The sequence below is a fragment of the Streptomyces sp. RKAG290 genome, assembly GCF_023701695.1.
GTDB lineage: Bacteria > Actinomycetota > Actinomycetes > Streptomycetales > Streptomycetaceae > Streptomyces.
This window is the reverse complement of record NZ_JAJOZC010000001.1, coordinates 7,268,649-7,291,335: the sequence shown is the minus strand read 5'-3', so window position 1 is coordinate 7,291,335 and position 22,687 is coordinate 7,268,649. Positions and strand designations below refer to the sequence as shown.

The following is a 22,687-nucleotide window of genomic DNA, read 5'->3' as shown; positions in this document are numbered from 1 at the left end:
CGGCCGGCCACGTGGAGGTTCCCCTCCCCCGTGGCCCCGCACAGGGGCCTCTCAGGCCTGCTTCGGCTCGCGCCCCATGAAGGCCACCATCCGGTCGATCGCCGACGCGCCCGGGGTCACAGGGACGATGGGGCCGAAGGGCATATCTTTGCCCCGGTACTGCGGCGGCAGAGTGACCTCCGCGCGGGCCAGTGTCTCTGCGGCTTCCTGTTCCGTGAAGGGAATCGGCTGCCCGGTGGCGGTAGCCAGGTCCCAGCCATGGGTCAGGTACTCCATGACCGTCATGCTGAATACCTGCTCAGCCGGTGCCTTCGAGCCCGTGATACTCACTTCGCGGTCGAATCCGTACTGCTCCCATCCGGCCACGAGGCCGGCCGCGGCCCTGCGGAACTCCTGAGCGGGTTCCGCACCGCACCGGTAGTCGGCCACGTCGCCCTCGTACGAGCGGTTGTGGCAGCCGGCCTCGAACACCTGAAGCCATCCGACGAGGTGGTTGATCAGGGTCTCGACGTCGTAGTCCTCGCACGGCGTCGGAAGGGTGAGCTGTTCGGCGCCCACGCCCTCGATGACATCACCGGTCTTGGAAAGCACGCCTGTCAGCAGATCTACTTTTCCCATGCACCGAGCTTAGAAGTCGTCGCGCATTACCGTCTTGAACAATCGCGACACGCGGCGTGGCTCCGGTCGCGCGCCACCCCGGCGCATTCGCACATCACCTCCCCGTAGCGGTGGGTCACCGTTCGAGATGCAGGTGTGCGATTGCGCTGATTCGCTGGAGGCGACGGTTCTCCCCCGAGATCCAGGAGTGATCATGAGCGTTGCGGACGAATCCGGAGGCCGCGCCGAGCGTATTCGCGCCAAGGCGCAGGAAATGCAGGAGGCCGCCGAGCGGGTCTCCGATCCGCAGGAGCGGCAGCGCCTCAAGGACAAGGCGCGCCGTCTCCAGGAGCGGAGTGACCAGGTGAGCACCAAGGGTGACGGGAGCATGGGCCCCCTCTGAGTGCGCCTCGTGAAACGGGCGCGGCCCTACTGCGTGAACCGCGGGAGCCACTTCACCTGGTAGTCGGGGTGCCCCGCGTGTTCCGCGGCCATCTGCCGCACCACGAACCCCAGGCCGAAGGCGCGACCTGAGGCGAAGTCCCGCTGGGGGCGGTCGATGTCCAACGCGGCGACCTCCGTGTACTCGTCCAGGAGCACCCGGTTCGTCTCGATCCGCTGCAGCGTGCGCGCCGGGTCCTGCAAAGCGATGTGATGGTTGTAGCCGTGCGTTCTCAGGCTGAACGCGATCGCGCCGCTCCGGTCGTGGATTTCGCCGGGTACCTCGGCCGGACACCTCCATCCCTCGCCGCCGGCCACTCGCGCGACCTCTTCTTCCTCGTCGAGACGCGCTCGGACGAACGCGACCATGTAGGAGTTGTCTGTCATGTGCTCCTGAATCCTTCCCGCTCGGCCCCACACCTCAAGGGGCCGTGCTGGACAATATCCCGCCGCGCCCGCCACCGGAGGCCGCAACCGGCTCTCCGTGGCGTCGCCACTCCGACCGGGGCCGTACCGGAGAGCCGTATCGGAGGTCCGTTACGGAGGTCCGTTACGGAGGTCCGTGTCGACGGTCCCTATCTGACGGGCAAAGGCCCCACCGGTTCATGGAACCGGGCGGGGCCTCCTGCCTGCCTGCCGCGCACCGGTCACCGGCGCCGGTACGGCAAAGAGATCCGCCTGCGTGCGGGCGGACGGGCTGCTCAGTGGTCGGTCGCCGCCGGTTCCAGAACGAGGACCGGGATCTGCCGGTCGGTCTTCTTCTGGTAGTCGGCGTAGTCGGGAAACGCCTCGACCGCGCGGTCCCACCAGAGCGCCTTCTCGTCCCCGGTCACCTCTCGGACGCTCATGTCCTGGCGCACCGGACCGTCCTGCAGTTCGGCACGCGGGTCGGCGGTGAGGTTGTGGTACCAGACCGGGTGCTTCGGGGCACCGCCCTGTGAGGCGACCACCGCGTACGAACCGTTGTGCTCGACGCGCATGAGGGGCGTCTTGCGGATCTTCCCGCTCTTGGCACCCAGGGTCGTCAGAACGATGACGGGCATGCCCCGCATCGTCGTCCCTTCCGTACCTCCTGAGCTCTCGTACTGCTCGACCTGGTCACGAACCCATTGAGCGGGGCTCGGCTCGTACTCACCCTGGAGAGGCATGACTTCTGTCCCATCGTCGACGATCCGGCCGTGGCACCTCATCGGCCGCGGCCCCTCATCATGGCTTCAACAACATCGGCCGCCCAGAAATCCCGCCACGCCCGACGTGTCGCGTGTGAATCTGCCGCGTCGCAGGTGGGTCGGGCGCTCGTACGTGTCCCGCCCGACGTGCCCCGCTCGCATGTGTCGTCCGGGGAGTCAGCGTCCGAAGCCGTTGCGGTTGCGGCTGCGGACCGCAGTCACCAGGCCGCCGCCCACGAACACCGCCAGCCCCGCCGCGCTGCCGATCACCGCAAGCACCAGTGTTCTCGTTCCAGTCGAGGCGAGCGGCGCATGCGAGGCCGAGGTGTCACCGGCGGCGGAGAGGATGAGACCGGTGACCGTTTCGGGGCGGGACGCCATGGCCATGTGCGAGGAGTCGACCTCGACGGTGTGCGAGTGCGCCCGCCTGGCCTGGAAGCGTTCCAGATCGGGGGCGATCACCTTGTCGCGGGTGGCGACCAGGGCCCAGGACGGCAGGGTCCGCCAGGCGGCGACCGTGGCCTTCTCCTCGAACACCGCCGCGTTGACAGGCCGTTGCGATACGGCCATCACCGCGGCCGAGGCCGTGGGCCGGTCGGCGGCGACGAGGTCGTGGAACCTGCTGTCCTGGATGTAGAGGTCCGTGCCGTGGCTGCCGTCCGCGTTCCGGACGGGCGTCCGCCTGAGCGCCGCACCCAGCGCGCTGCCCGGGAACCGGGCGCCCAGCGGGCCAAGGGCCTCACCCTTGTCCGGCATGAAGGCGGATATGTAGACGAGTGACCTGACCTGTGCGTTGCCGGCCGCCGCGGCGCTGATGACCGCCCCGCCGTAGTCGTGGCCGACCAGGACGACGGGGCCGGCGATCCGCTTGAGCACCTCGGCCGTACTCGCGGCGTCGCCCGCAAGCCCGCGCAACGGGTTGGCCGGGGCGACGACCGCGTATCCCCGGCTCTGCAGGCGCTCGGCGACACCGTTCCAGCTGGACGCGTCGGCGAATGCGCCGTGCACCAGCACCACCGTGGGCCTGACCTCTCCGTCCGCACCCCGTGCCCCGGAAGTTCCCTCGTCGGCTGCGGCCGGGGGCACTCCCGCGTACACCGCCGCGATGAGGGCCGCCGCGAGGGCATGGCCGCGACGCGAACGGCTCCGCGAGCCCGGGAACCTCGATATGAGCATGCTGATCCCGATCTGGAGATGCGGTGAGGGAACCAGCGTTGCCGCGTCCGGCGGAAACTGCGCGGCGCGGACAGCAGGCGGGTGACGGAGCCGACCATCCGGGTGTCACCTGGCGCGGTTCGTTCGGTGGCACGGCTTGTTCGGTGGCGCGGTTCCTTCAGGGCGCGGTCTCCTCGGTGCGCGGTCTCCTCAGTGCGCCGTCTCTTCGCCGGCGCGCGCCGAGGTCCTCGGTCGGCGCCGGTCACCGCCCGTTTCAGCGGAACGCCGCCCAGCCCGAGACCGTGAACCGCGAGCCCTGGCGGTTCACCTCCATCACGCCATGACCGCCGAAGTGAGCCGTGATGACGAGCTCCCGCCTGTCGGCGGCCTGTTCCAGGATCCGCCTGCGAGTGTTGTGGCCCCGGCAGGGGTCCTCGCAGAAGCAGCTGTTGCAGTCGGGTTCCACCATCTGTACCGGGCTGTGCAGGATGTCGCCGACGAACACCGCACGCTCCCCCGCGGACTCCAGGCGCAGGACCGAGGGCCCAGGGGTGTGGCCCGGCGCCGGTTCCAGCCTCGAACAGACCCTCGCCTGGTCACTCTGCCGACGACGACACCAAGCCCGAGCCCGCAACGCTCACTACCATCGACGCGGCACTGCAGGTCGGTGTCATGATCTCCGGCTGTGTTACTAGGGTATGGCGCTGTGGACGATGTAACTCTTGGACCTGGTGACCTTGCTGGTACCGGCGTCTATGCCGCGCGCGACTTCGCAGTTGGCGAGGTCGTCCTGTCTTACCAGCTCGAGCCACTCGATGAGGCTGCCTACCTGGCCCTGCCGGCTGGCGTGGATATCTTTGTACACAGCTACGGGGGCCGCCGCTACCTCTACCCTGCGCCAGCACGCTTCGTGAACCACTCTGACGATCCGTCCTGCTATCAGGACTTTGAGCGCGGGTGCGACATCGCACTGCGGTCCATCGCGCGGGGCGACCGGATCACCATCGACGCGACCGAGGAGACCTCTCGCGAGCTCGGCACCTTCCTCGACGCCTACCGACATGCGCTCCGTGAAGGAACGGGTGAACTCCTCACTGGGTTAGTCGACCGTGATGTCAGTCTCTGGGTGGCGGGGCGCGCGGCCCGTGGCAGGGGAGCCTATGTCGCCACGGTGTCCGAGTCCGGATTGGTTTCATTGTCGGAGGTCGAGTGGCTCGTCGGTACCGGGCGCTGGGAGGCACTGTGCTCCGCGGAGGCTGAGACGGCGGGTGGTCGGCGGCACCAGACCATGCTCCTCAAGGTCATCGCCGGCAACTGGCAGATCGTCTACCACCATGCCGGGTGACGTGGACCCCGCCGCCTGTTCAACATCCTCGACCGCGTTAAGCCTGGAGTCGACGGCGCCCTCGGCTGGTCGACCTGGCGACGATGACGCCAAGCCCGAGCCCGCAACGCTCACCGGCGTGAACGTATCACCGCAGGTCACGGTCACGATCTACGGCTGTAATGCCCGGTCCCGGCCCGGGTCGGTCCGGGACAGCTGGTCGGCCAGGCAGGTCACTCGCTGTCGACGAAACCCATGGTCCGGTTCATTCCGATGGCGCTCGCATTCGCCGGATGATGAAAGGTGCGGACCCTCTGTGCGCCGCACCTTCGCACGTAAGCCATCGCGAATGTCTTCATGGCAATGGAAATGCCACGGCCTCGGTAGGCGGCCCTGACCCCGGTCATCTCGTTGAAGACGAATTCACCGTGGTTGGAGGTCGCCGCCAGGCCGATCCAGTCGTCACCATCCAGTGCGATCACGACGCCGCGGGGATCGTACGAAGGAACCTCGAACCGGCGGGCGGTGAATTCCTCGTACGAGAAGAACTCGCCCCGCTCCGGAATGTCGGCGGAACACTCCTTGTTCAGCTCATACAGTGCGCGCCGGTTGACTTCCGTGTCGCCCAGATCGAAGAGTGTCGTCAGCCGGATACCCTCGGCTCGGCATTTGGTGACATATTCCTCGAACCGGCCCGCGTCGAATGCGGCCGCGTCGAGTTCGAGCTTCACCCACTGGTGAGCCATGTCTTCCCCTTCAGGCGTCTTCAGGCGACTTGAGGCGTCCTGCCCGCCGGTTCACACACCGCCCGGCGGTCGGATCACCTTGCCACAGCGAGGAGCCCCTGCCCTGTGCAGGGCAGGGGCTCCTCGCCGGCGACGGCGGACGCGTCAGCTGACGTTCACATCGATGCACGCGTAGAAGGCGTTGGTCGTGTCGGCGATGTTCCAGACCGCCAGGACCTTCTGCTTGCCCTTGAGGTCACCGAAGTTCACCTGATGAGTGACGGTCGCGCCGGGCTGGGCGCCGTTGTCGTTGAACTCGGCGATCTTCTGGCCGCTCGCGAAGTACTGCCACGTGCTGGTGCTGTGACGAGCGGTCAGTACCCACTGGAACGAGGTGCTCGCGCTCACCGGGGTGACCTGCCAGCCCTTGGAGTCGTCGTCAAGCTCGGCGAACCGGCTGTTGCCGCCGCTGCAACTGGTCAGCCCCTGGGGGCCTTCCACGCTCTGGGGCTCGTAGGTGATGTCACCGCAGCTGACGGTTCCGGCGGCACACTGCGCCTGCCTGCTCGGAGGCGACGAGATGTAGCCGTGGGCGCTGGCTGAACCCACCGGAAGCGTCAGGGCGAGTACCGGTGCGAGTACGGCACCGACAGCTACGGCAGTCTTCCTTTTGGCGTGCATGCTTCTCCTTCACATGAGGCATCGCTGCACGCACAGGGGCTGTGGGGAGCCCGCAAACGGCAGTCCAGCCTCTCGAGTGTGGGGCCAAGAGGCGCGAAGGGAACGGCAGGTTCCATGAACCGGAACACCCACACGGCGTGGGCGTTCGGCACCGTCCCTGCACTTGGCCTAGACCATACCCATCAAGGAGGAGCCGTCAAGGGCGCCGATCAGAAAGGGAGTTGCGCCGCGAATCGACCGGGCCTACTTGTCGGCGTCGCCGTAGTGGACGGTGACCTCCTGGAATCCGAGCGATCCGAGCAGGCCCTGGAGCATGGCGGTGGTGTTCTTCTCCGCGCGCTGCGTCAGGCCGCTCTCCTTGGCCGCCTCGCCGATGTGCTGGGCGGCCAGCTTGTTCACCGCCTGCTCGCTGCCGGGGTTGTCCGAGAAGAAGTCCCCGATACGGTCGAAGAGACCGCGCTGCTTGGACACCGCGTAGGACCGGTCCGGGTCGAGTGCCGGCTTGCCCAGCGCGGCGTGCGGCAGCCGGAGTTCGGCCTTGGTGCGGTCCTTGTTGACGACGACTCCGTTGCCGGCCACCTCGCCCAGGTCGACGGAGGCACCGACGGTGCCGGCGCCGACATAGAGGGTGCGGGAGCCTCGGATGGCGTCGGGGAGGAACTTCGTGTCCTTCTCCAGGTCGACGACGACCTGGAAATTACCTGCCGCCGCCTCGTACTTGCTCATGTCGCGGATCGACTTGAGAACGGCGGGACCCGAGCGGTCCTGCGTCTCCTCGCCGAAGATGTCGCCCAGCCCCGGCAGCAGGCTCAGCCGGGTGCCGAGAAGCAGCAGTGCCAGGGCGGCCGCGAAGATCGCGGCCACCATCCCCCATCGGCGGGGGCGGCGGCCGCTGCCGTGGCCGCCGCCTCCCGGCTCTCCGGGCTTGCCTGTCAGGTCTGTCGGTGCGTCGGTGGACGTCATACTCTCCGTGTGACCCGACCGCACGGATTCACGCCGCCGTCCGCCGCACTTCCGCCGGATTCCGTACGCGGACGCAGACGGCCCGACCGTGCCGGTGCCCTGCGCCGGCCCCGCCTCAGGCCCCGGTGACACCGTCGAGTCGCTCGCGCACCAGGTCGGCGTGGCCGATGTGGCGGGCGTACTCGCCGATCATGTGAACGTGCACCAGCCGCAGGGAGAAGACCTCGCCGTCGTGGGTGAAGGTCTCGTCGAGGGAGGCGCCGGCGACCACCTCGTCCGCCAGGCGGCACTCCTCGACCAGGCGGCTGTAGTCCTCGGCGGCGCGGGCCGGATCGAGGTCCTCGAAGTCCGCGTCCTTGCCCTTCTGCGGGTCGTACATCGGCTCCAGCGCCTGGCCGGCGAACCGCTGCCTGAACCAGGTGCGTTCGACCTTGGCCATGTGGCGTACGAGTCCGAGCAGCGAGAGGTTCGACGGATCCACGGTCCGCTCGGCGAGCTGCTCGCCGGTCAGGCCGGCGCACTTCTGCAGAAGGGTGCTGCGGAACCATCCGAGATATCCGGTGAGCATCTCCCGCTCGTCGGCCACGAGCGAGCCACCGGTGCGTATTGCTTCAGGTGCTGTCCATGTCATCGCGTGATCATGCCTGGCGACGGGCCGACCACGCGAGTCCTTTGCGCCTGCATGTGGTCGTCCGTGTCGTCGGACGACGAGCCGGTGAAGGACGAGGTGACGGCACCGGCGAGCCCGAGGACCAGGAAGAGGACCACCAGCGCCTTGCCCGCACTGCTCATGACCAGGGGCCGGGTGGCGGACCTGGCCCGCAGTTCCGGTACGGACAGTGCGTCCTCGCCGAACAGTGCCTTGGGGTAGGCAGGACTGAGCATCGACAGGTAGGCCGACACGCGCATCTCGTAGCGCAGCGTGGCCGCGGTGGCTTCGAAGAGAGGGCGCGGCATCCGTCCCAGGACCAGCGTGATCAGCCACCACACGATCGCCAGGGCGTACCAGCCGGATGTGACGAGGCTCTGCACGACGGCGGCGGGAATCACCAGGATCAGCCGGAAGAAGACGGCCAGCCGGTTCAGCGGCGTCGGCCGGACGTCGATCTGCACCGGATAGTCCGGCGGCGGGATCAGCGCGAACGGCGGATAGCGGTCGATGAGCAGCATGCCGCTGGCGGCGACCCTCGTGCGGTAGCCGAGGACTCCGGCGAGGAAGCGGAAGACGGGTTCGGGCAGCCGGCCCAGGACGAGAGCGGCGAACCAGCCGAACACGACGGTGAAGAAGGCCGCGATCTCGAGGAACAGCAGCACGATGAAATGCGGGATCAGCAGGAGCAGACGGAACAGGACGGTGAGCCTGCGCTGACGCGCGGGCTCGACGACGTCCAGAACGGGCAGGAATTCGTCCGCGTCCCCTGCCCTTCGCCCCGGGCTCCATTGGGCGTCGGCCATGTCGCTCCCCTTCGGCGGGTGCTCCGTACGCCCTGTGCGCACTCGGCGTCCCCTCACGCTGGGACCGGAGCGGGCGGACCGCAATCGGCCGCGGGCCGATCGGGTGCCGCCGCGCGGGGCAGTTGCTTCCCCGCGCGGTCCAAGGAGCTCATGCGGAGCGCCCGCCCGGCGCTCCGACGCCGTGTCCGGGCCGGGGCACTCCCCGGCCCGGCCCCGGTCAGCGGTTGCGGAAGCGGTCCAGCAGTGCGCGGCCCGACCCGGTGCGGTCCCCGTCGCCGCGCGGGGTCCTGCCGGTGGATGTGGCGGACTTGGCGTTGGCCGCGGCCTTGGGCTTGGCCTTGGGAAGCGTCCTGGGCTTCGTGCCGGCCTTCGCCGTGGACTTGGTCGCGGTCGTCCTCGTGAGCTGCGGCTTCCTGCTCCACCCGGCCCTGGGCTTCGCGTCCGTACGCGTGCGGGACTTGTCGCCCGGAGCTGCCTTCCGATTCGCGTCGGTCCCGGGCTTCGTCCGGGCCACGACCCGGTCCCACTTCCCCTGCCACGGCCGCTGGCGCGGCACCGTCTTGTCCCCGTCCCGTCCCGCGGCGGACGCCTCCCGCTTCGAAGTGCGCGGGGCGGGCTCGGGAACGGTCTCCGCCTCGGGCCGTTCCGCGAGCACGTGGTAGCGATGGCTCAGGCGTCGGCCCAGCAGCAGGTAGCCGAGCAGCGCACCTGTCGTGTTGAGGATGACGTCGTCGACGTCGAACGCCCGTCCGGCGACGAGTGCTCCCTGAACGAGTTCGACGACCACGATGACCAGCACGGTCAGCAGGACCATGCGGATCATCCGCAGGCGTCGCGGCACGAGAATGGGAAGAATGACGCCGAAGGGCATGCCCAGCAGCAGATTTCCGCCCGCCTGCTTGCACGCCGCGAGGAAGGTGTAGTCCTCGGCGTACTGCCGGAGCGAGCGGCCCGGCTGCAGGTTCGACTTCACCAGTTCCTCCGAGGCGGGCGACGGCGTGAGCGTCACCTTCGCCAGGACGACGGAGAAACCGACCATGGCCAGGAAGGCCAGCACCAGAAAGGTCACTTGCAGGAGAACCCGGCCCCAACTTCTGCGCCGGGTCAGGTTCCGCGCACCGCTCTCCGCCTCTGCGTTCATGGGCGACACGTGCCCCCGACCGGTCGGACCACACCTGCCGGAGGGATCCCGCCGGATTTCCGCGCCCGCCGGGCCTCTGGCGGGTGGACGACGGGCGGTGGCGCGGCCCGGTCAGCCCCGGTCGGCCAGCACCTCACGGGCCGCGCGCGCCCCGGACGCGAGGGCTCCCTGGACCGAGCCGGTCGCACGGTGGTCGCCGCACACATAGCGTCCCGGTCCGATGCGTGAGGAGCGGGACAACGGCCACGGAGGCGGCATGGCGGGCAGCGCCCCCGGCACCGTGCAGGTGGCGAGCAGGTCCCAGGAGGCGGTGTCGGTGGCGTGGACCTCGGCCAGATCCCGACGGGTCTGCGCCTCCCTTCCCGGGGCGTCGGGGCCGAGCACGGACGTCGACACGAGCGAGTACCCCGCCGGTGCGCAGGCCGGTGCGACCTCGCTGAGCACCACGGTGTTCAGGAAGCGGCGCCGGCTGTCGACGAGCAGCGTCGGTTCGCGCAGCGGGGGTACGCCGCTCACGTGGTAGTACGTCGTGACGGTGCGGGTCGGGGGGACGCTCAGGCCGGGGAGCAGCTGCGCGGCCTTTTCGGGGCCGGTCGCCACCACCACCGTCGGCGCGGGGCGCTCCGATCCGTCCTCGCCGAGCACACCGTCGTCGGTGAGGCTGTGCACGGGGGTGTCCAGGGACAGTGTGCGCGGTGGCAGCCCGGCGGCGAGGGCGGCCGGTACGGCCCCGATGCCGGCGGCGGGCAGACAGAGGGTGCCGCGTAGCATGCTGCGCCAGACCAGATGGAAGAAGCGGGAGGAGGTCTCCAGTTCGTCCTCCAGGAAGACACCCGACAGGAACGGCAGGAACAGCGTGCGCACGAGCTCGTCGGAGATGCCCGCGTCGGCCAGCTCGGTCAGCGTCGTACGGTCGGGGCGCCGCCTGATGGCGCTCACCGGGCCGAACATGTCCCGGGCCGAGAGCACCCCGAGCGCCATCAGATCCCTGCCGGAGGCCAGCCGTCCGGGGAGCAGATCGCCGGCGGAACGCGGGCTGCGGGTGGGATCGGTGAAGCGGACCCTGGCGGTGCGGCCCGCCCCGGTCTGCACGAGTACGCCGGGCGTGAAGGGGTGCAGACGCAGATCACGGAGCGTCAGGCGCTTCTTGACCTGGGGATAGGACGTGTTGAACACCTGGAACCCGCGGTCGAGGAGAAAGCCGTCCCGCCGGTCGGTTCGCATCCGGCCGCCGACCGCGTCCGACGCCTCCAGCAGGTGGACCGCGAGGCCGCCCGCGGTCAGGTCGGCCGCACAGGCGAGACCGGCCAGTCCGGCGCCGATCACGATGACGTCGGGACGGGGTCCCACGGGTGTCGCCATGGAGTTCACCTTTCGCGCAGGCTCGTCGTCGGGGCACGGCCACGGCCGGGGCAGAAATCGCGCGGCCGGTCCGGTTCGGGGCCCTTCACTGCGCATGCTCGCAGCTCGAACGGTTCCGGCACGGCATCCGCCGGATCCGGCGAGTGCGCGTCCCACCCTTCATGGAATCGCGCGTCTCCTCACGTGTCAGATCCTTCGCGCAATGGCTTGTCTCATCCTTCGCAGCACGCCGCGAGCATCCTGATCGCCTCGCCGAGCCCCTGGGGGCGGTGGGTGCCGGGCACCGGAGGGCCCGCCCAGCCGGGTCCCGCGATCAGCACGGACGGACGGGTACGGGCGCCCCGTACCCCCATTCGATGGACGCCACGTGCTGCGCCAGTGGGCGCCCCGCGGTGTTGCGGGACTGGGACCACAGCACCACGGCTGAGGGGCCGATCCGCCGCACGGCCTCGCCCAGCGCCTCCCCCGGTACCGACGCGCCGAACATCCTTACGCCCAGGCCGTGTTCGGCGAGGCCGGCGGCCAGGGCCTCCAGGGGGAGCGTGTGCGTCTCCCCCGGTGTGCAGGCAAGCAGGACGACCCCGGCGACGCCGTCCTTGGTGACGGGCTGTGCGGCCACCCCTCGCAGGGCGGTGGAGACGTGCCAGGACAACAGGTGCTCGACCTCGACGTAGCGCTCCCCCGACGTCTGCCACTTGCGCCCCACCGCGTGCAGCGTCGGCATGATCACTTCGTCCCAGGCGGCCACCAGCCCGTGACTGTCGATCGCGGCCGTCAGCCGCTCGTCGATGGCCCGCGCATCGAGCCGGAGTGCCGCACGCGCGAGCCCCCGGCGTTCCTGGCGCGCGACGTCCGCGATCGGTTCGACCGGCTCCGTGGCAGCCGGCGGCGGGTGCGCCTCGGGCGTCACGGAAGGGCGCGTCGGGCCGGGGTTCCCGCTGAGCGCGGTGCGCGCGGCTTCCGCCGGGGGGACGCCGGAACTCGTCATCTCGCACATGCGTTCCAGGACGGCGATGTCCTCGGGCGTCCAGCGCCGGTGCCTGCCGTCGTGCCGGTGAACCGGTCCGATTCCGTAACGCCGGTCCCACGACCGCAGCGTCGTCGGCGCGACGCCCAGACGGCGCGCCACCGCGCCGGTGGTCAGGCCGTGATCGGCGGCTCCCGCCCGGGCCTGTTCCGCGGAGGACAGCATGTGTCGATCATACGACGCAGAATCGATGCATGTTGTTCCGCCGCCTCCGCTGTTGGAACGCTGCAGCTCAGAGGCGCCCGCCCGAGGGGCCTCGAAGAGCACACCGGCCGCCGCGGGAGGCGCAGCCCCAGGGGCCGGGCTCCGAGGGAGGAAGAACTGCCATGACCACGCTCTCCCTGGAGAACGCACCGCCCGCGCCGGACCCGTCCGTAGCGCAGGACCTCGCCGACGACGAACTGGCCGCCGGGCTGGTGCGGGGCAGCGAGGAGTGCTTCGCCGCCGCGTACCGGAGGTGGGGCGCGCTCGTGCACTCCCTGGCGGCCCGGTCACTGGGCGACAGCAGGGAGGCGGAGGACGTCACCCAGCAGGTGTTCCTGGCCGCCTGGCGCGGCAGGCTCGGCTACCGCCCGGAGCGCGGTCCGCTGCCCGGCTGGCTGGTCGGGATCGCCCGGCGCAAGATCGCCGACGCGCTGACCGCCCGGACCCGGCGCCTCGAACTGGCCGCGGCGACGGCGGCCCGGCTGCGGCTCACCGAGACCGGCGCGACCGGGCTTCCGGAGTCGGCCCTGGACCGGGTGCTGGTCGGCGCGGAGCTGGGAAAGCTGCCCCAGGTGCAGCGCCGCATCCTGCACATGGCGTACTACGACGACCTCCCGCAGACCCGCATCGCCGAACTGACGGGGCTCCCGCTCGGCACGGTCAAGAGCCATGTGCGCCGCGCGCTACGGCGCCTTCAACGCTCGGTGTCCGGCGGACCGGGCGACGCACGGAGTGAACGACGCACAAACGATGCGCGGTGACCCAGAGGTCGGCGCGCGAGAAGATGGGCGGCGGAACGACCACTCGTACGCCGTGCGGTGCCGACCGGGCGTGGATCTGTCCCCCGGCCATGAACCCGTCTTCCGTCACCGCGTCCGGACGCTTCGAGGAGCGTGATGCGTGACTACGGGGCACGGTGAACTGAGCAGCACCCCAGCCGATGCGGAGATCCCATGCCGAGCGACAGCGCGGACAAGCCCATGCACTGCCTGGTGACCGGGGCCACCGGATACATCGGGGGCGGCTGGTGCCCGAGCTCCTGAAGGCCGGGCACCAGGTGCGCTGCATGGCGCGCAGCCCCGAGAAGCTGCGGGACTACCCCTGGGCAGGGGACGTGGAAGTCGTCCGGGGCGATGTCACCGATGCGGTGTCGGTCGCGTCGGCAATGGCGGACATCGACGTGGCCTACTACCTGGTGCACGCGCTGACGACCGGCGCAGACTTCGAGGAGACGGACCGGAAGTCGGCCACGGTCTTCGCGGACGCGGCGCGGGAGCGGGGCGTCGGCAGGATCGTCTACCTCGGTGGGCTCACGCCGCCCGAGGTGCCCGAGCGGGAGCTCTCGCCCCATCTGCGCTCGCGCGCCGAGGTGGGCAGGATCCTGCTGGACTCCGGTGTCCCGACCACCGCGCTGCGGGCCGCGGTGATCATCGGCTCCGGGTCGGCCTCCTTCGAGATGCTGCGCTATCTCACGGAGCGGCTGCCGGTCATGGTGACGCCGAGCTGGGTGTCGACCCGGATCCAGCCGATCGCGGTGCGCGACGTGCTGCGCTACCTGGTGGGCAGCGCGCTGATGCCGGCCGAGGTGAGCCGTACCTTCGACATCGGGGGGCCCGACATCATCACGTACCGGGACATGATGCAGCGGTACGCGGAGATCGCGGCCCTCCCGCCCCGGCTGATCCTGCCCGTCCCGGTGCTGACGCCGCGGCTGTCCAGCCACTGGATCGGCCTGGTCACGCCCGTCCCCCGGTCGATCGCGCGGCCGCTCGCCGAGTCGCTGCGGTACGAGGTGGTGTGCCGGGAGCACGACATCGCGCAGTACGTGCCGGACGGGGCAGGCCAGCCCTTCACGTTCGAGAAGGCGCTGCGGCTGGCCCTCCAACGGGTGCGCGAGGCCAAGGTCACCACCCGGTGGTCCTCCGCTTCGGTACCCGGTGTACCGAGTGATCCGCTGCCCACCGACCCCGACTGGGCGGGCGGCAGCCTGTACGAGGACGTGCGGGAGCTCGATGTCGACGCGTCGCCGGGGGCTCTCTGGAAGGTCATCGAGGGGATCGGCGGCGAGCACGGCTGGTACTCGTTCCCGCTGGCCTGGGTGGTGCGCGGTTCACTCGACCGGCTGGTGGGAGGGGTGGGCCTGCGGCGCGGGCGACGGGACACCGACCGGCTGCGGGTGGGCGACTCCCTGGACTTCTGGCGGGTCGAGGAGATCCAGCCGGGTCGTCTGCTGCGGCTGCGCGCGGAGATGCGGCTGCCCGGCCTGGCGTGGCTGGAGATGTACACGGAGCAGGACGAGCACGGCCGGGCGCACTACCGGCAGCGGGCCCTGTTCCATCCGCGCGGCCTGCTCGGCCACGCGTACTGGTGGAGCGTCTCGCCGTTCCACGCGATCGTGTTCGGCGGGATGGCCCGCAACATCGCGCGCGCCGCGGCGTCGGTGCCGTCCTCCGCGGAAGCACCGGCCGCGCTGCCGCGATGACCGCTGCATCCGCTGAGCGCCCGTCGAGGGAACGGGTACACGTCCACGGGCCCCGACCAGGAGTTGCGCCATGACCGTAGCGGTCGTCCTCTTCACCTCCGACCTCCGGCTGCACGACCATCCGCCGCTGCGGGCCGCACTCGGATCCGCGGACGAGGTCGTGCCGCTGTTCGTCCACGACACCGGGATCGACACGGCGGGGTTCAACGCCCCGAACCGCCGCGCCTTCCTCGCCGACTGTCTGCGCGATCTCGACGCCGGGCTGCGTGAGCGGGGCGGCCGGCTGGTGATCCGCTCGGGCGATGTGGTCGCCGAGGCGTGCCGGATCGTCTCCGAGACCGGTGCGGACGACGTCCACCTGGCCGCGGGGGTCAGCGCCTACGCCCGTCGTCGCGAGGAGCGGTTGCGTCCGGCACTGGAGTCCGGCGGGGCGCGGTTGCACGTCCACGACGGCGTGGTCACCGCGGTCGCCCCGGGCGCCGTGACACCCGCCGGGTCGGACCACTTCGCCGTGTTCACCCCGTACTTCAGGCGCTGGTCGACGGAGGGGGTGCGTGATGCCTTCGGCGCCCCGCGTGCGGTGCGGGTGCCCGACGGGCCTGGCTCCGAGGACGTTCCTGCCCGTTCCGCGGTGTCCGGCGTCTCGGCGGGGCTCGCCGGGGGCGGGGAGCAGCTGGCCCGCAAGCGGCTCACCGCCTGGCGGCGCCACGGGCTCGCGGAGTACGAGGACCACCACGACGACCTGGCGGGCGACGCCACGTCCCGGCTCTCGCCGCATCTGCACTTCGGGACCCTGTCCCCCGTGGAGCTCATCCACCGGGCACGCGCCGCGGGCGGGACGGGAGCCGAGGCGTTCGTCCGGCAGCTGTGCTGGCGCGAGTTCCATCACCAGGTCCTCGCCGCCCGGCCCGCCGCGGCCCGGCTCGACTACCGCACCCGGAACGATCACTGGCGGTCCGAGGCGGACGCGGCCGACGAGATCGAGGCGTGGCGGGAGGGCCGCACCGGCTACCCCGTGGTCGACGCCGCGATGCGCCAGCTGCACCACGAGGGCTGGATGCACAATCGCGGGCGGCTGCTGACCGCGGGCTTTCTGACCAAGACGCTCTACGTGGACTGGCGCATCGGCGCACGGCACTTCCTGGATCTGCTGGTGGACGGCGACCTCGCCAACAACCAGCTCAACTGGCAGTGGATGGCAGGGACCGGGACGGACAGCCGCCCCAACCGGGTACTCAATCCCGTACTGCAGGCCAAACGCTACGACCCGTCAGGCGACTACGTACGCCGGTGGGTTCCGGAGCTGGCGGCACTGACCGGGCCGGCTGTGCACGAGCCGTGGAAGCTGCGCGGTGCGGAGCGGGACCGGCTCGACTACCCGGCTCCGCTGGTGGAACTCGCGGATGGGCTGGCGCGGTTCAAGGAGGCGCGCGGACTGGAGTGACCGCCGGTCCGTCACCCCGCGCTGCGGGGTGACGGCGGCGGACACGGCACGCCGCGCCGGGGGCCCGCCACCACACCGGGCCGGACAGCGGCGAAAATGCCGGGATGCCGACTTCCACCGCCTCCACCGACCCGGCCGGCCACGACACCGCGGCCGACCGGCGGGGCCATGCGGCCCTGCTGCTTCTGTCCGCGACCTCCGGCGCGGCGGACGCGTTCGTCTTCATCTGCGTCGGTCAGGTATTCGCCGGGGTCATGACGGGAAACCTGGTCCTGCTGGGCGCCTCGGTCGCCGGGGCCGGCGAGGAGGGAGTGGCCCTGCGCGTGGTCACGGCGCTCCTGTCGTACGGCTGCGGTGCGGCCTGGGGCGCGGTGACGGGCGAGCGCCTGTGGCGGCGGCTGCCCGTCATGCTGCTGATCGAGGTGGTGCTGCTCACGGCGGGGGCGGTGCTGTGGGGACTGGACCTGATCACCTCGGACGCGGACCGGCTCGGCCTGCTGGCCCTCATGGGGCTCGCGATGGGAATTCAGGGCCGGATCCGCGCCACGCCGACGAACTACTTCACCGGGACGCTGACGTCGCTCGTCGGCCGGCTGGCGGTGGGAGCGTGGCGTCGGGGTGACGGCTGGGTCGTGGGCCGGCTGGTCGCCGTGGTGACGGGCGCGGCGGTGACCGCGCTCTTCGTGCGCCTGTGGCCGGACACCGGGGCCGTGCCGCCGGCCGCACTCGCGGTGGCGGCGCTGCTCGTCGAGGCCGCTCCGCGGCGCCGCCGGCCCGGGCACCGTACGTAACCGCGTGGGCGGACATCACCAGGACAAAGGGAAGCCCCGGCCGGATCGGGGGAATCCAGCCGGGGCGGCTCAGGGGTGGGCGCTCATCGCGTCATCCACACATAGGTGAACGATAAACCATCAAATGGTGTTCCCGGGAATCCGTGCCCCGGAGTGTGATCCAGGGCACGGAAGCGCAGGTCAAACGGGGATGCGCGTCACTCTCCGGCGGCGGGCGAGCCGGTGGCGTAACGGCGGTTGAACTGCTCGATCCGCCCGGCGGTGTCCAGCACCTGCCGCGCCCCGGTGTAGAACGGGTGGCTGGCCGACGAGGTCTCCACGTCGATGACGGGGTAGCTCCGGCCGTCCTCCCATGTCACTCGCTGCTCGGATTCGGCCGTCGAGCGGGTGAGGAAGGCCGCCCCTGCGGCACGGTCACGGAAGACCACCGGACGGGAGACGGGGTGAATACGGGACTTCATGTGCGTTCCTTCCTTGACACCGAGGGAGGGGAGGGCGAACGGCGGGGCCGTTCGCCCGGTCTCATGGACCGCGACGGTCAGCGCTCCTCGCGGAAGAGGACATGCTGCCCGGCGGCGGGGTCGAACTTGCGCAGGACCAGTCGGTCGGGGTTGTTGCGACGGCTCTTGCGCGTCACATAGCTCTGCCCCGTTCCGGCGGTCGAGCGGAGCGTCACAACGGGACGGGCTTCACTGCGGGCCATGGGCACCTCCGTACTCGTGTACCGAACCCGCCCTTGATGGGAACGGGATTCGTTTTCGTTCTGCTGGGGGAACGCCGGGGCTCTCCATCTCATTCCCGCCCCGGATCCGGGGGCCCAGGCGCAGGTCCAGGTCCTGGAGCAGGCCGTCGCGGAGCATCCGGAACACCGCCCCGGCGCCCGATGCCCACCGGCAGCCGAACCGCAGCGTCCACCCGGCCGACGGCACCCCGCATATGCCCCGGCGCTCGCCGCGCCCGTCGCACAGAACCAGCGCTCACGGGCACATCCGGGAGCTCCGCATGCCGGATGACTTGCATCAACGCCCGCCAACAGCAAGGCTGTTCGAAATAATGGGGCGCCAGCCAGCCGCTGGCATATGCCACGAGCAAGAACGCATCGAGTGTTGCCAAACCACTTACAGCCCTCAGCAGGCTGTGCGACAGTCGTATTCGGTTCACCCTTCAGACCTGGTTGTACCGCGCCTGTATCGGAGTACGACATGCCGCCCCACCTGTCCGCGGACCGCCCCGCACCCCAACCGCCCGAGCGCGACGCCGTCGACGCGTTGATCAACCGGACGCGTCGGCTGCGCGGAGATGTGGACGCGGTACGACGAGACGCCGTCCTGGTCGACGAGGACGATCCGCAGTTGCGCTGGCAGCGCGCGCTCTGCGACCTGGCGGTCCATCACCTCGATGACCTCGGCGCGCACCTGGGGCAGCTCAAGGAGGGCCTGCCGCCGGAGGCCGCGGAACAGCTCGCGGCCGAGCTGTTCCCGGGCACGGGCCAGGAGAGTCGCGGCGAGGAGTCGGCGGGTTCGCTGATCGGCCGGGTGGGCAGCGCCGAATGGAACCTGCTGACCGACGAGGTCAGCTGGTCCGACGAACTGTTCCAGATCTTCGGCCGTACCCCGGAGGCCGGACCGCTGTCGCTGGACGACCTTCCCTCCGTGCTGTTCCCCGAGGACCAGCCCTCGCTCACCGCACTGGTGACCGACTGCCTGGTCGACGGCAAGCCGATAGACGGCGAGTTCCGGATCCAGCGCACCGACGGGCAGACGCGGACACTGCACATGATGGGCGAGCCGGTCCTCGACGCGGACGGCTGCACCGCTGCCATGTGGGCGGTCCTGCGCGACGTCAGTGAGCTGCGGCGCAGCCAGCAGATGGTGCGGCGGAGTCATGACTCGCTCCGGCGCCAACAGGACATCGACCGCACCGAACACCGGATCGCGGTCGAACTGCAGGAAGCCGTGCTCCCGCCGTGGCGGGGCTCGCTGCGCCTGCCGGACCAGGGTCCCGGAGCACTGGACATCGCGGCCCACTATCTGCCCTCCGAGTCGAGCGCCCTGATCGGCGGCGGCTGGTACGACGCCATGGAACTGCCGGACGGCAGGACACTGCTCACGGTCGGCGATCTGACCGGTCACGGCATCCAGGCCACCTCGGCCATGGCGATGATCCTCGGCGCGCTGCGCGGAATGGCGATGGCCGGGATCGAGCCCGGTGCCCTGATGGGTCATCTCAACCAGTTACTGGAGACCTCGATCCAGCCCGCTCTGGGCAGCGCGGTGTGCTGCCGGTTCGATCCTGCGACCCGCACCCTGGACTGGGCGCAGGCCGGACACCCCGCACCGCTGCTGTTCCGCAACGGAGCCGGGCGCCCGCTTCCCCAGCCGGACGGCGTCCTGCTCGGCGCCACGTCCGGGGTCACCTACGAACAGGACGAGGCGCACCTGCTGCCCGGAGACGTGCTCGTGCTGCACACCGACGGACTGGCCCGGGCAGCGACGGGCGCAACGGCCTCCGCCCGGGCACCGAAGCGCTGCTCGCACTCGCGCCGCGCTTCGCCGAGGCCCGTTCGGCACAGGACTGCGTACGCGCCGTCGCCGAGGAGTTCGGCGGCACCCGACGACTGGACGACGCGTGTGTGCTGATCGCCCGCATCGGGGCATAGCGCAGACACACACCGCACAGCGAGGCACGGGCACTCAGAACACATGGCACGGCTACGCAGGGATGCCTGACGGTCCACGGCTCGCTGACCGAACGTGTGTGGGGGAACGGCGCCTCTTCCTTTCGGCGCCCACAGGTCAGATCTCGGAACTCCTGGACCTCTGCTTGACGAGGGAACTCTGCGGCAGCGAGAGCTCGATCTCCTTGCGCAGGTCCTCGATCTTCGCGTAGCCCGCGAACTGGCCCGTCAGCCGGTACATCTCGCGCAGCCTGTCCCAGGTGCGGTGCGAGGAGGTCTCCCCCATCGACACCAGCGCGAGGCGGGCGTAGCGGTCGGCCTGCTCCGGGTCGTCGGCGATGAAGCATGCCGAGGCGAGCGAGATGTAGTCGAAGATCTTGGACCGCTGGCGCCCGTTGACCCGCAGTTCCAGCGCCTGCTTGGCGTGACGCTGGGCGGTGACGGCCGCCGAGGGGTCGTGCTCGGCCAGTGTGCGGTACGCCAGGGCCTGCATGCCGTGCAGGTCCGCCTCGTCGAAGAGTTGCATCCAACTGGGCGGCGGTACGTCGCCCTTGTCCGAGATGAAGAGCTCCTCGGCCCTGCCGAGGGTGCGCCGCATGGCCTGCCCCCGCCCCATGGAGGCCTGCGCCCAGGCCTCGATGGTGTGCAGCATCGCCTGGGTGCGTGGCAGGACCATGTCGCCCGAGCCGGACTTGGCGAGCTTCATGAGGTCGAGCGCGTCGTCCGGACGGCCCAGGTGGACCATCTGGCGGGCCGCCCTCGACAGGGCCTCGCCGGCGCGTGGCCGGTCGCCGCCCTCGCGTGCGGCGTGCGTGGCGATGACGAAGTACTTCTGGGCCGTGGGTTCGAGGCCGATGTCGTGGGACATCCACCCTGCGAGCACGGCGAGGTTGGCAGCCACACCCCAGAGGCGTCGCTGCAGATGGTCGGGGTGGCGGTAGGCGAGCATGCCGCCCACCTCGTTGAGCTGGCCCACCACGGCCTTGCGCTGGAGACCGCCGCCGCGGGAGGCGTCCCAGGCGCGGAACACCTCCACGGAACGCTCCAGCGCCTCGATCTCCTCCGAGCCGATGGGCGCGGCCTCGTACCGGTCGAAACCGGCGGGGTCCGCGTGCACGGGATCGTCGATGCGTGGTGCGTCGGCCGCCAGTACGGGGTCGGTGTGCAGCCAGTCGTGCATGGGGCCGGCGATGGTGGAGCCGGCGGTGAGCGCGGCGCCCGCGCTCACCAAGCCGCGTCGGTTGAGCATGAGGTCCATTCCCGTGAATTCGGTGAGGACCGCTGCCGTCCGCTCGGGCGCCCACGGGAGTTGGTCGGGATTGTGTTCCGTCCCGGCCTCTCGCCGTTTCCCCACACGCCCGCGTCGGCCGAACCCGAGGTCCTCGATGGTCACGACACGACCGAGCCGCTCGGTGAACAGGGCTGCCAGCACTTCGGGCACGGGATCACGCGGGGACTCCCCCATGTCGATCCAGCGCCTCACCCGCGAGGTGTCGGTGGCCAGTTGCGGATGGCCCATGGCCGCCGCCTGCCTGTTCACCATTCTCGCGAGTTCGCCCTTGGACCAGCCGGCAAGGCCGAACAGGTCCGAAAGGCGGGTGTTGGGTTCTCCGGTCACGTCAAGCCCCAGGTTCTCGGCTGTGTTGACAGTAACCCCCTGTCAGATGCCTTGCGACTATTCGCCAGGCTTCGCCAGGGGTCGCTACGTGGTCTGCCACCCGCGGCCCGGTGTCAGGTAGGAAAGCGCCACCCCGCCCGGCAGCCCTAGGTACTCCCCAGGGTGCCGAACGGCCGCCGGCCGGGGCGGCGCACGCAACTTGTCGGCGCACGAAGGGATCTGTCTCGCCCATGTACACAGCATCGTCCTCCGTGTCCGCCCCTCCCCGGCCGCTCCGTCCCCTCGGGGCGGGCGGCGGGCCGTATCTCGACCCCCGCGCCGCTGTACCGGCGCCCGGCATGGGTCGGGCGCGGCGCGTGGCAGGGCCGGGCACCCCCTCGCTCAGCGGAAGACTGGATCTGTCCGGTCCCCAGGGCGCGCAGCTGAGGATGGCCATCGCCTCGGTGCACCGGATCTGCCCGGAGTTCAATCCGGTCCAGGTGCTGCGGCGCAGCGGCCGTTCGGTACTGCTCGTCGGTTCCACCGGACGCGCGACCGCGGTCGCCAAGTGTTTACTCGACCACTCCCCCGCGTGGTCGGAGCGGTTCCGCCACGAAATAGCGGCGTACCGGGCGTTCGTCCGGCACCGTCCGCCGGTGCGGGTCCCCCGGCTCATCGCGGCGGACCCGGAGAACTGCACCCTGGTCATCGAGCGGATGCCCGGCCGGGTGGCGGCGCTGACCCGGCATCCGTCGGAGGCGCCGCCGCGGGCCGACCTGCGGGCGGTGCTCGGCGCGGTCAGCCGGGTCAACGCCTGGCGGCCTCCGGCCGGTCTGTTCGACGCCCCGCTGGACTACGCGGCGCGCATCGCCCGCTACCACGAGCTGGGGCTGTTCACCGACCGTGACCTGGGCGACCTGCAGAAGCTGCTGCACGGGCTCGCCCACGCGGGCGGCCGCCAGGGCATGGGGCAGTTCTGTCACGGCGACGCACTGCTCTCCAACATCCTGCTCTCCCCCACCGGCCCGGTGCTGGTGGACTGGGAGCACGCCGGCTGGTACCTGCCGGGATACGACCTGGCGACGCTGTGGGCGGTGCTGGGTGACGCCCCGGTGGCCCGGCGTCAGATCAGCCAGCTGGCCCAGGTCGCCGGCCCGGCGGCCCGGGACGCGTTCCTGGTCAACCTGATGCTCGTACTGACCCGGGAGATCCGTACGTACGAGACGGCCGTGCAGCGGGCCATGCGGGAGACCGTGCCCCCCCGGTCCGGTCAGGACCGTCCTGGCGCGCTGTCGTCGGGCGAGGAGCAGCGTCTGCTGCTGCGCAGGCTGCACGACGACTGCGCGATGGCCCGGCGGGCCGTACGAGCCGCGGTCGGCACTCGCTGACCCTTCCACGGGGGACGCGCGCTGCGGGTCCGGTGCCGACACATCGGACTCGCAGCGCGCTTGA

Annotated in this window: 21 protein-coding genes and 3 pseudogenes; 8 read left to right on the top strand and 16 right to left on the bottom strand. The window is 70.6% G+C overall.

Annotated features, from left to right (window positions below; translation table 11 throughout):
* Positions 1–51: 51 nt before the first annotated feature.
* Entirely contained in the window at positions 52–618 is a 567-nt protein-coding gene (locus tag LNW71_RS32265; protein WP_250971412.1) for a TIGR03086 family metal-binding protein, read from the bottom strand.
* A 193-nt stretch (positions 619–811) separates the two neighbouring features.
* On the opposite strand from LNW71_RS32265, the gene LNW71_RS32260 reads away from it, so the two are divergent.
* Complete coding sequence (locus tag LNW71_RS32260) at positions 812–1,000, top strand: DUF6381 family protein (RefSeq protein WP_250971411.1); 189 nt, start codon at positions 812–814, stop codon at positions 998–1,000.
* Between the two features lie 26 nt (positions 1,001–1,026).
* Here the strand turns inward: LNW71_RS32260 and LNW71_RS32255 are convergent, their stop codons facing one another.
* From LNW71_RS32255 to LNW71_RS32240, 4 genes are all read right to left on the bottom strand, one after another.
* Positions 1,027–1,425, bottom strand: coding sequence for a DUF6221 family protein (locus LNW71_RS32255; RefSeq protein WP_250971410.1), 399 nt, complete (start codon positions 1,423–1,425; stop codon positions 1,027–1,029).
* A 314-nt stretch (positions 1,426–1,739) separates the two neighbouring features.
* Positions 1,740–2,186 (bottom strand): nitroreductase family deazaflavin-dependent oxidoreductase, encoded by a 447-nt coding sequence (locus LNW71_RS32250; RefSeq protein WP_250971409.1) that lies wholly within the window; start codon positions 2,184–2,186, stop codon positions 1,740–1,742.
* 198 nt (positions 2,187–2,384) lie between these two features.
* Entirely contained in the window at positions 2,385–3,383 is a 999-nt protein-coding gene (locus LNW71_RS32245) for an alpha/beta fold hydrolase (protein ID WP_250971408.1), read from the bottom strand.
* A 253-nt stretch (positions 3,384–3,636) separates the two neighbouring features.
* Complete coding sequence (locus LNW71_RS32240) at positions 3,637–3,996, bottom strand: MBL fold metallo-hydrolase (RefSeq protein WP_374119481.1); 360 nt, start codon at positions 3,994–3,996, stop codon at positions 3,637–3,639.
* 72 nt (positions 3,997–4,068) lie between these two features.
* On the opposite strand from LNW71_RS32240, the gene LNW71_RS32235 reads away from it, so the two are divergent.
* The gene (locus LNW71_RS32235) at positions 4,069–4,707 is read left to right on the top strand and encodes an SET domain-containing protein-lysine N-methyltransferase (RefSeq protein WP_250971407.1); all 639 of its coding nucleotides are present in this window, start codon (positions 4,069–4,071) and stop codon (positions 4,705–4,707) included.
* 212 nt (positions 4,708–4,919) lie between these two features.
* Here LNW71_RS32235 and LNW71_RS32230 read toward each other — a convergent pair whose 3' ends face one another.
* The 8 genes and pseudogenes from LNW71_RS32230 to LNW71_RS32195 all read right to left on the bottom strand — a co-directional run bounded on the left by LNW71_RS32230 (position 4,920) and on the right by LNW71_RS32195 (position 12,205).
* Positions 4,920–5,432 carry a GNAT family N-acetyltransferase gene (locus tag LNW71_RS32230; protein WP_250971406.1) on the bottom strand — a complete coding sequence of 171 codons (513 nt, stop codon included), beginning with the start codon at positions 5,430–5,432 and terminating at the stop codon, positions 4,920–4,922.
* A 144-nt stretch (positions 5,433–5,576) separates the two neighbouring features.
* Positions 5,577–6,092, bottom strand: coding sequence for a lytic polysaccharide monooxygenase auxiliary activity family 9 protein (locus LNW71_RS32225; RefSeq protein ID WP_250971405.1), 516 nt, complete (start codon positions 6,090–6,092; stop codon positions 5,577–5,579).
* A 243-nt stretch (positions 6,093–6,335) separates the two neighbouring features.
* The gene (locus LNW71_RS32220; RefSeq protein ID WP_250971404.1) at positions 6,336–7,055 is read right to left on the bottom strand and encodes a DUF4230 domain-containing protein; all 720 of its coding nucleotides are present in this window, start codon (positions 7,053–7,055) and stop codon (positions 6,336–6,338) included.
* Positions 7,056–7,170: 115 nt separating this feature from the next.
* Positions 7,171–7,686 carry a DinB family protein gene (locus tag LNW71_RS32215; protein ID WP_250971403.1) on the bottom strand — a complete coding sequence of 172 codons (516 nt, stop codon included), beginning with the start codon at positions 7,684–7,686 and terminating at the stop codon, positions 7,171–7,173.
* Entirely contained in the window at positions 7,683–8,510 is an 828-nt protein-coding gene (locus tag LNW71_RS32210) for a DUF4389 domain-containing protein (RefSeq protein WP_250971402.1), read from the bottom strand. Before LNW71_RS32210 ends, LNW71_RS32215 begins: the two co-directional genes overlap by 4 nt.
* A gap of 217 nt (positions 8,511–8,727) precedes the next feature.
* The gene (locus LNW71_RS32205) at positions 8,728–9,651 is read right to left on the bottom strand and encodes a VanZ family protein (RefSeq protein ID WP_250971401.1); all 924 of its coding nucleotides are present in this window, start codon (positions 9,649–9,651) and stop codon (positions 8,728–8,730) included.
* Between the two features lie 111 nt (positions 9,652–9,762).
* The gene (locus LNW71_RS32200; RefSeq protein WP_250971400.1) at positions 9,763–11,013 is read right to left on the bottom strand and encodes an NAD(P)/FAD-dependent oxidoreductase; all 1,251 of its coding nucleotides are present in this window, start codon (positions 11,011–11,013) and stop codon (positions 9,763–9,765) included.
* A gap of 212 nt (positions 11,014–11,225) precedes the next feature.
* Positions 11,226–12,205 (bottom strand): annotated as a pseudogene (locus LNW71_RS32195) (MerR family transcriptional regulator).
* Positions 12,206–12,366: 161 nt separating this feature from the next.
* On the opposite strand from LNW71_RS32195, the gene LNW71_RS32190 reads away from it, so the two are divergent.
* The 4 genes and pseudogenes from LNW71_RS32190 (at position 12,367) to LNW71_RS32175 (ending at position 17,070) form a co-directional block, all read left to right on the top strand.
* Entirely contained in the window at positions 12,367–13,005 is a 639-nt protein-coding gene (locus tag LNW71_RS32190) for a sigma-70 family RNA polymerase sigma factor (protein WP_250971399.1), read from the top strand.
* A 192-nt stretch (positions 13,006–13,197) separates the two neighbouring features.
* Positions 13,198–14,726 (top strand): annotated as a pseudogene (locus LNW71_RS32185) (SDR family oxidoreductase).
* Between the two features lie 70 nt (positions 14,727–14,796).
* Positions 14,797–16,170, top strand: a complete 1,374-nt coding sequence (locus LNW71_RS32180) for a deoxyribodipyrimidine photo-lyase (protein ID WP_250971398.1) — start codon at positions 14,797–14,799, stop codon at positions 16,168–16,170.
* 179 nt (positions 16,171–16,349) lie between these two features.
* Positions 16,350–17,070 (top strand): annotated as a pseudogene (locus LNW71_RS32175) (YoaK family protein).
* Positions 17,071–17,158: 88 nt separating this feature from the next.
* On the opposite strand, the gene LNW71_RS32170 reads toward LNW71_RS32175, so the two are convergent.
* Entirely contained in the window at positions 17,159–17,422 is a 264-nt protein-coding gene (locus LNW71_RS32170) for a type B 50S ribosomal protein L31 (RefSeq protein ID WP_250971396.1), read from the bottom strand.
* Between the two features lie 77 nt (positions 17,423–17,499).
* Positions 17,500–17,664, bottom strand: a complete 165-nt coding sequence (gene rpmG / locus LNW71_RS32165) for a 50S ribosomal protein L33 (RefSeq protein WP_250971395.1) — start codon at positions 17,662–17,664, stop codon at positions 17,500–17,502.
* Between the two features lie 499 nt (positions 17,665–18,163).
* Between rpmG and LNW71_RS32160 the strand changes: the two genes are divergently transcribed.
* The gene (locus tag LNW71_RS32160; protein WP_374119480.1) at positions 18,164–19,600 is read left to right on the top strand and encodes a PP2C family protein-serine/threonine phosphatase; all 1,437 of its coding nucleotides are present in this window, start codon (positions 18,164–18,166) and stop codon (positions 19,598–19,600) included.
* A 156-nt stretch (positions 19,601–19,756) separates the two neighbouring features.
* Here LNW71_RS32160 and LNW71_RS32155 read toward each other — a convergent pair whose 3' ends face one another.
* Positions 19,757–21,256, bottom strand: a complete 1,500-nt coding sequence (locus LNW71_RS32155) for a hypothetical protein (protein WP_250971394.1) — start codon at positions 21,254–21,256, stop codon at positions 19,757–19,759.
* A 230-nt stretch (positions 21,257–21,486) separates the two neighbouring features.
* Here LNW71_RS32155 and LNW71_RS32150 point away from each other — a divergent pair, with 230 nt between their 5' ends.
* Positions 21,487–22,623 carry an aminoglycoside phosphotransferase family protein gene (locus LNW71_RS32150; protein WP_250971393.1) on the top strand — a complete coding sequence of 379 codons (1,137 nt, stop codon included), beginning with the start codon at positions 21,487–21,489 and terminating at the stop codon, positions 22,621–22,623.
* Positions 22,624–22,687 lie beyond the last annotated feature (64 nt).

Excerpts from the sequence above, each read along its gene's own strand:
- LNW71_RS32260 (WP_250971411.1), top strand. The coding sequence starts at position 812 with ATGAGCGTTGCGGACGAATCCGGAGGCCGCGCCGAGCGTATTCGCGCC.
- LNW71_RS32160 (WP_374119480.1), top strand. The coding sequence starts at position 18,164 with ATGCCGCCCCACCTGTCCGCGGACCGCCCCGCACCCCAACCGCCCGAG.
- rpmG (WP_250971395.1), bottom strand. The coding sequence starts at position 17,664 with ATGGCCCGCAGTGAAGCCCGTCCCGTTGTGACGCTCCGCTCGACCGCC.
- LNW71_RS32180 (WP_250971398.1), top strand. The coding sequence starts at position 14,797 with ATGACCGTAGCGGTCGTCCTCTTCACCTCCGACCTCCGGCTGCACGAC.
- LNW71_RS32205 (WP_250971401.1), bottom strand. The coding sequence starts at position 9,651 with ATGAACGCAGAGGCGGAGAGCGGTGCGCGGAACCTGACCCGGCGCAGA.
- LNW71_RS32200 (WP_250971400.1), bottom strand. The coding sequence starts at position 11,013 with ATGGCGACACCCGTGGGACCCCGTCCCGACGTCATCGTGATCGGCGCC.
- LNW71_RS32170 (WP_250971396.1), bottom strand. The coding sequence starts at position 17,422 with ATGAAGTCCCGTATTCACCCCGTCTCCCGTCCGGTGGTCTTCCGTGAC.
- LNW71_RS32210 (WP_250971402.1), bottom strand. The coding sequence starts at position 8,510 with ATGGCCGACGCCCAATGGAGCCCGGGGCGAAGGGCAGGGGACGCGGAC.
- LNW71_RS32150 (WP_250971393.1), top strand. The coding sequence starts at position 21,487 with ATGTACACAGCATCGTCCTCCGTGTCCGCCCCTCCCCGGCCGCTCCGT.
- LNW71_RS32215 (WP_250971403.1), bottom strand. The coding sequence starts at position 7,686 with ATGACATGGACAGCACCTGAAGCAATACGCACCGGTGGCTCGCTCGTG.
- LNW71_RS32225 (WP_250971405.1), bottom strand. The coding sequence starts at position 6,092 with ATGCACGCCAAAAGGAAGACTGCCGTAGCTGTCGGTGCCGTACTCGCA.
- LNW71_RS32245 (WP_250971408.1), bottom strand. The coding sequence starts at position 3,383 with ATGCTCATATCGAGGTTCCCGGGCTCGCGGAGCCGTTCGCGTCGCGGC.
- LNW71_RS32220 (WP_250971404.1), bottom strand. The coding sequence starts at position 7,055 with ATGACGTCCACCGACGCACCGACAGACCTGACAGGCAAGCCCGGAGAG.
- LNW71_RS32230 (WP_250971406.1), bottom strand. The coding sequence starts at position 5,432 with ATGGCTCACCAGTGGGTGAAGCTCGAACTCGACGCGGCCGCATTCGAC.
- LNW71_RS32265 (WP_250971412.1), bottom strand. The coding sequence starts at position 618 with ATGGGAAAAGTAGATCTGCTGACAGGCGTGCTTTCCAAGACCGGTGAT.
- LNW71_RS32190 (WP_250971399.1), top strand. The coding sequence starts at position 12,367 with ATGACCACGCTCTCCCTGGAGAACGCACCGCCCGCGCCGGACCCGTCC.
- LNW71_RS32255 (WP_250971410.1), bottom strand. The coding sequence starts at position 1,425 with ATGACAGACAACTCCTACATGGTCGCGTTCGTCCGAGCGCGTCTCGAC.
- LNW71_RS32250 (WP_250971409.1), bottom strand. The coding sequence starts at position 2,186 with ATGCCTCTCCAGGGTGAGTACGAGCCGAGCCCCGCTCAATGGGTTCGT.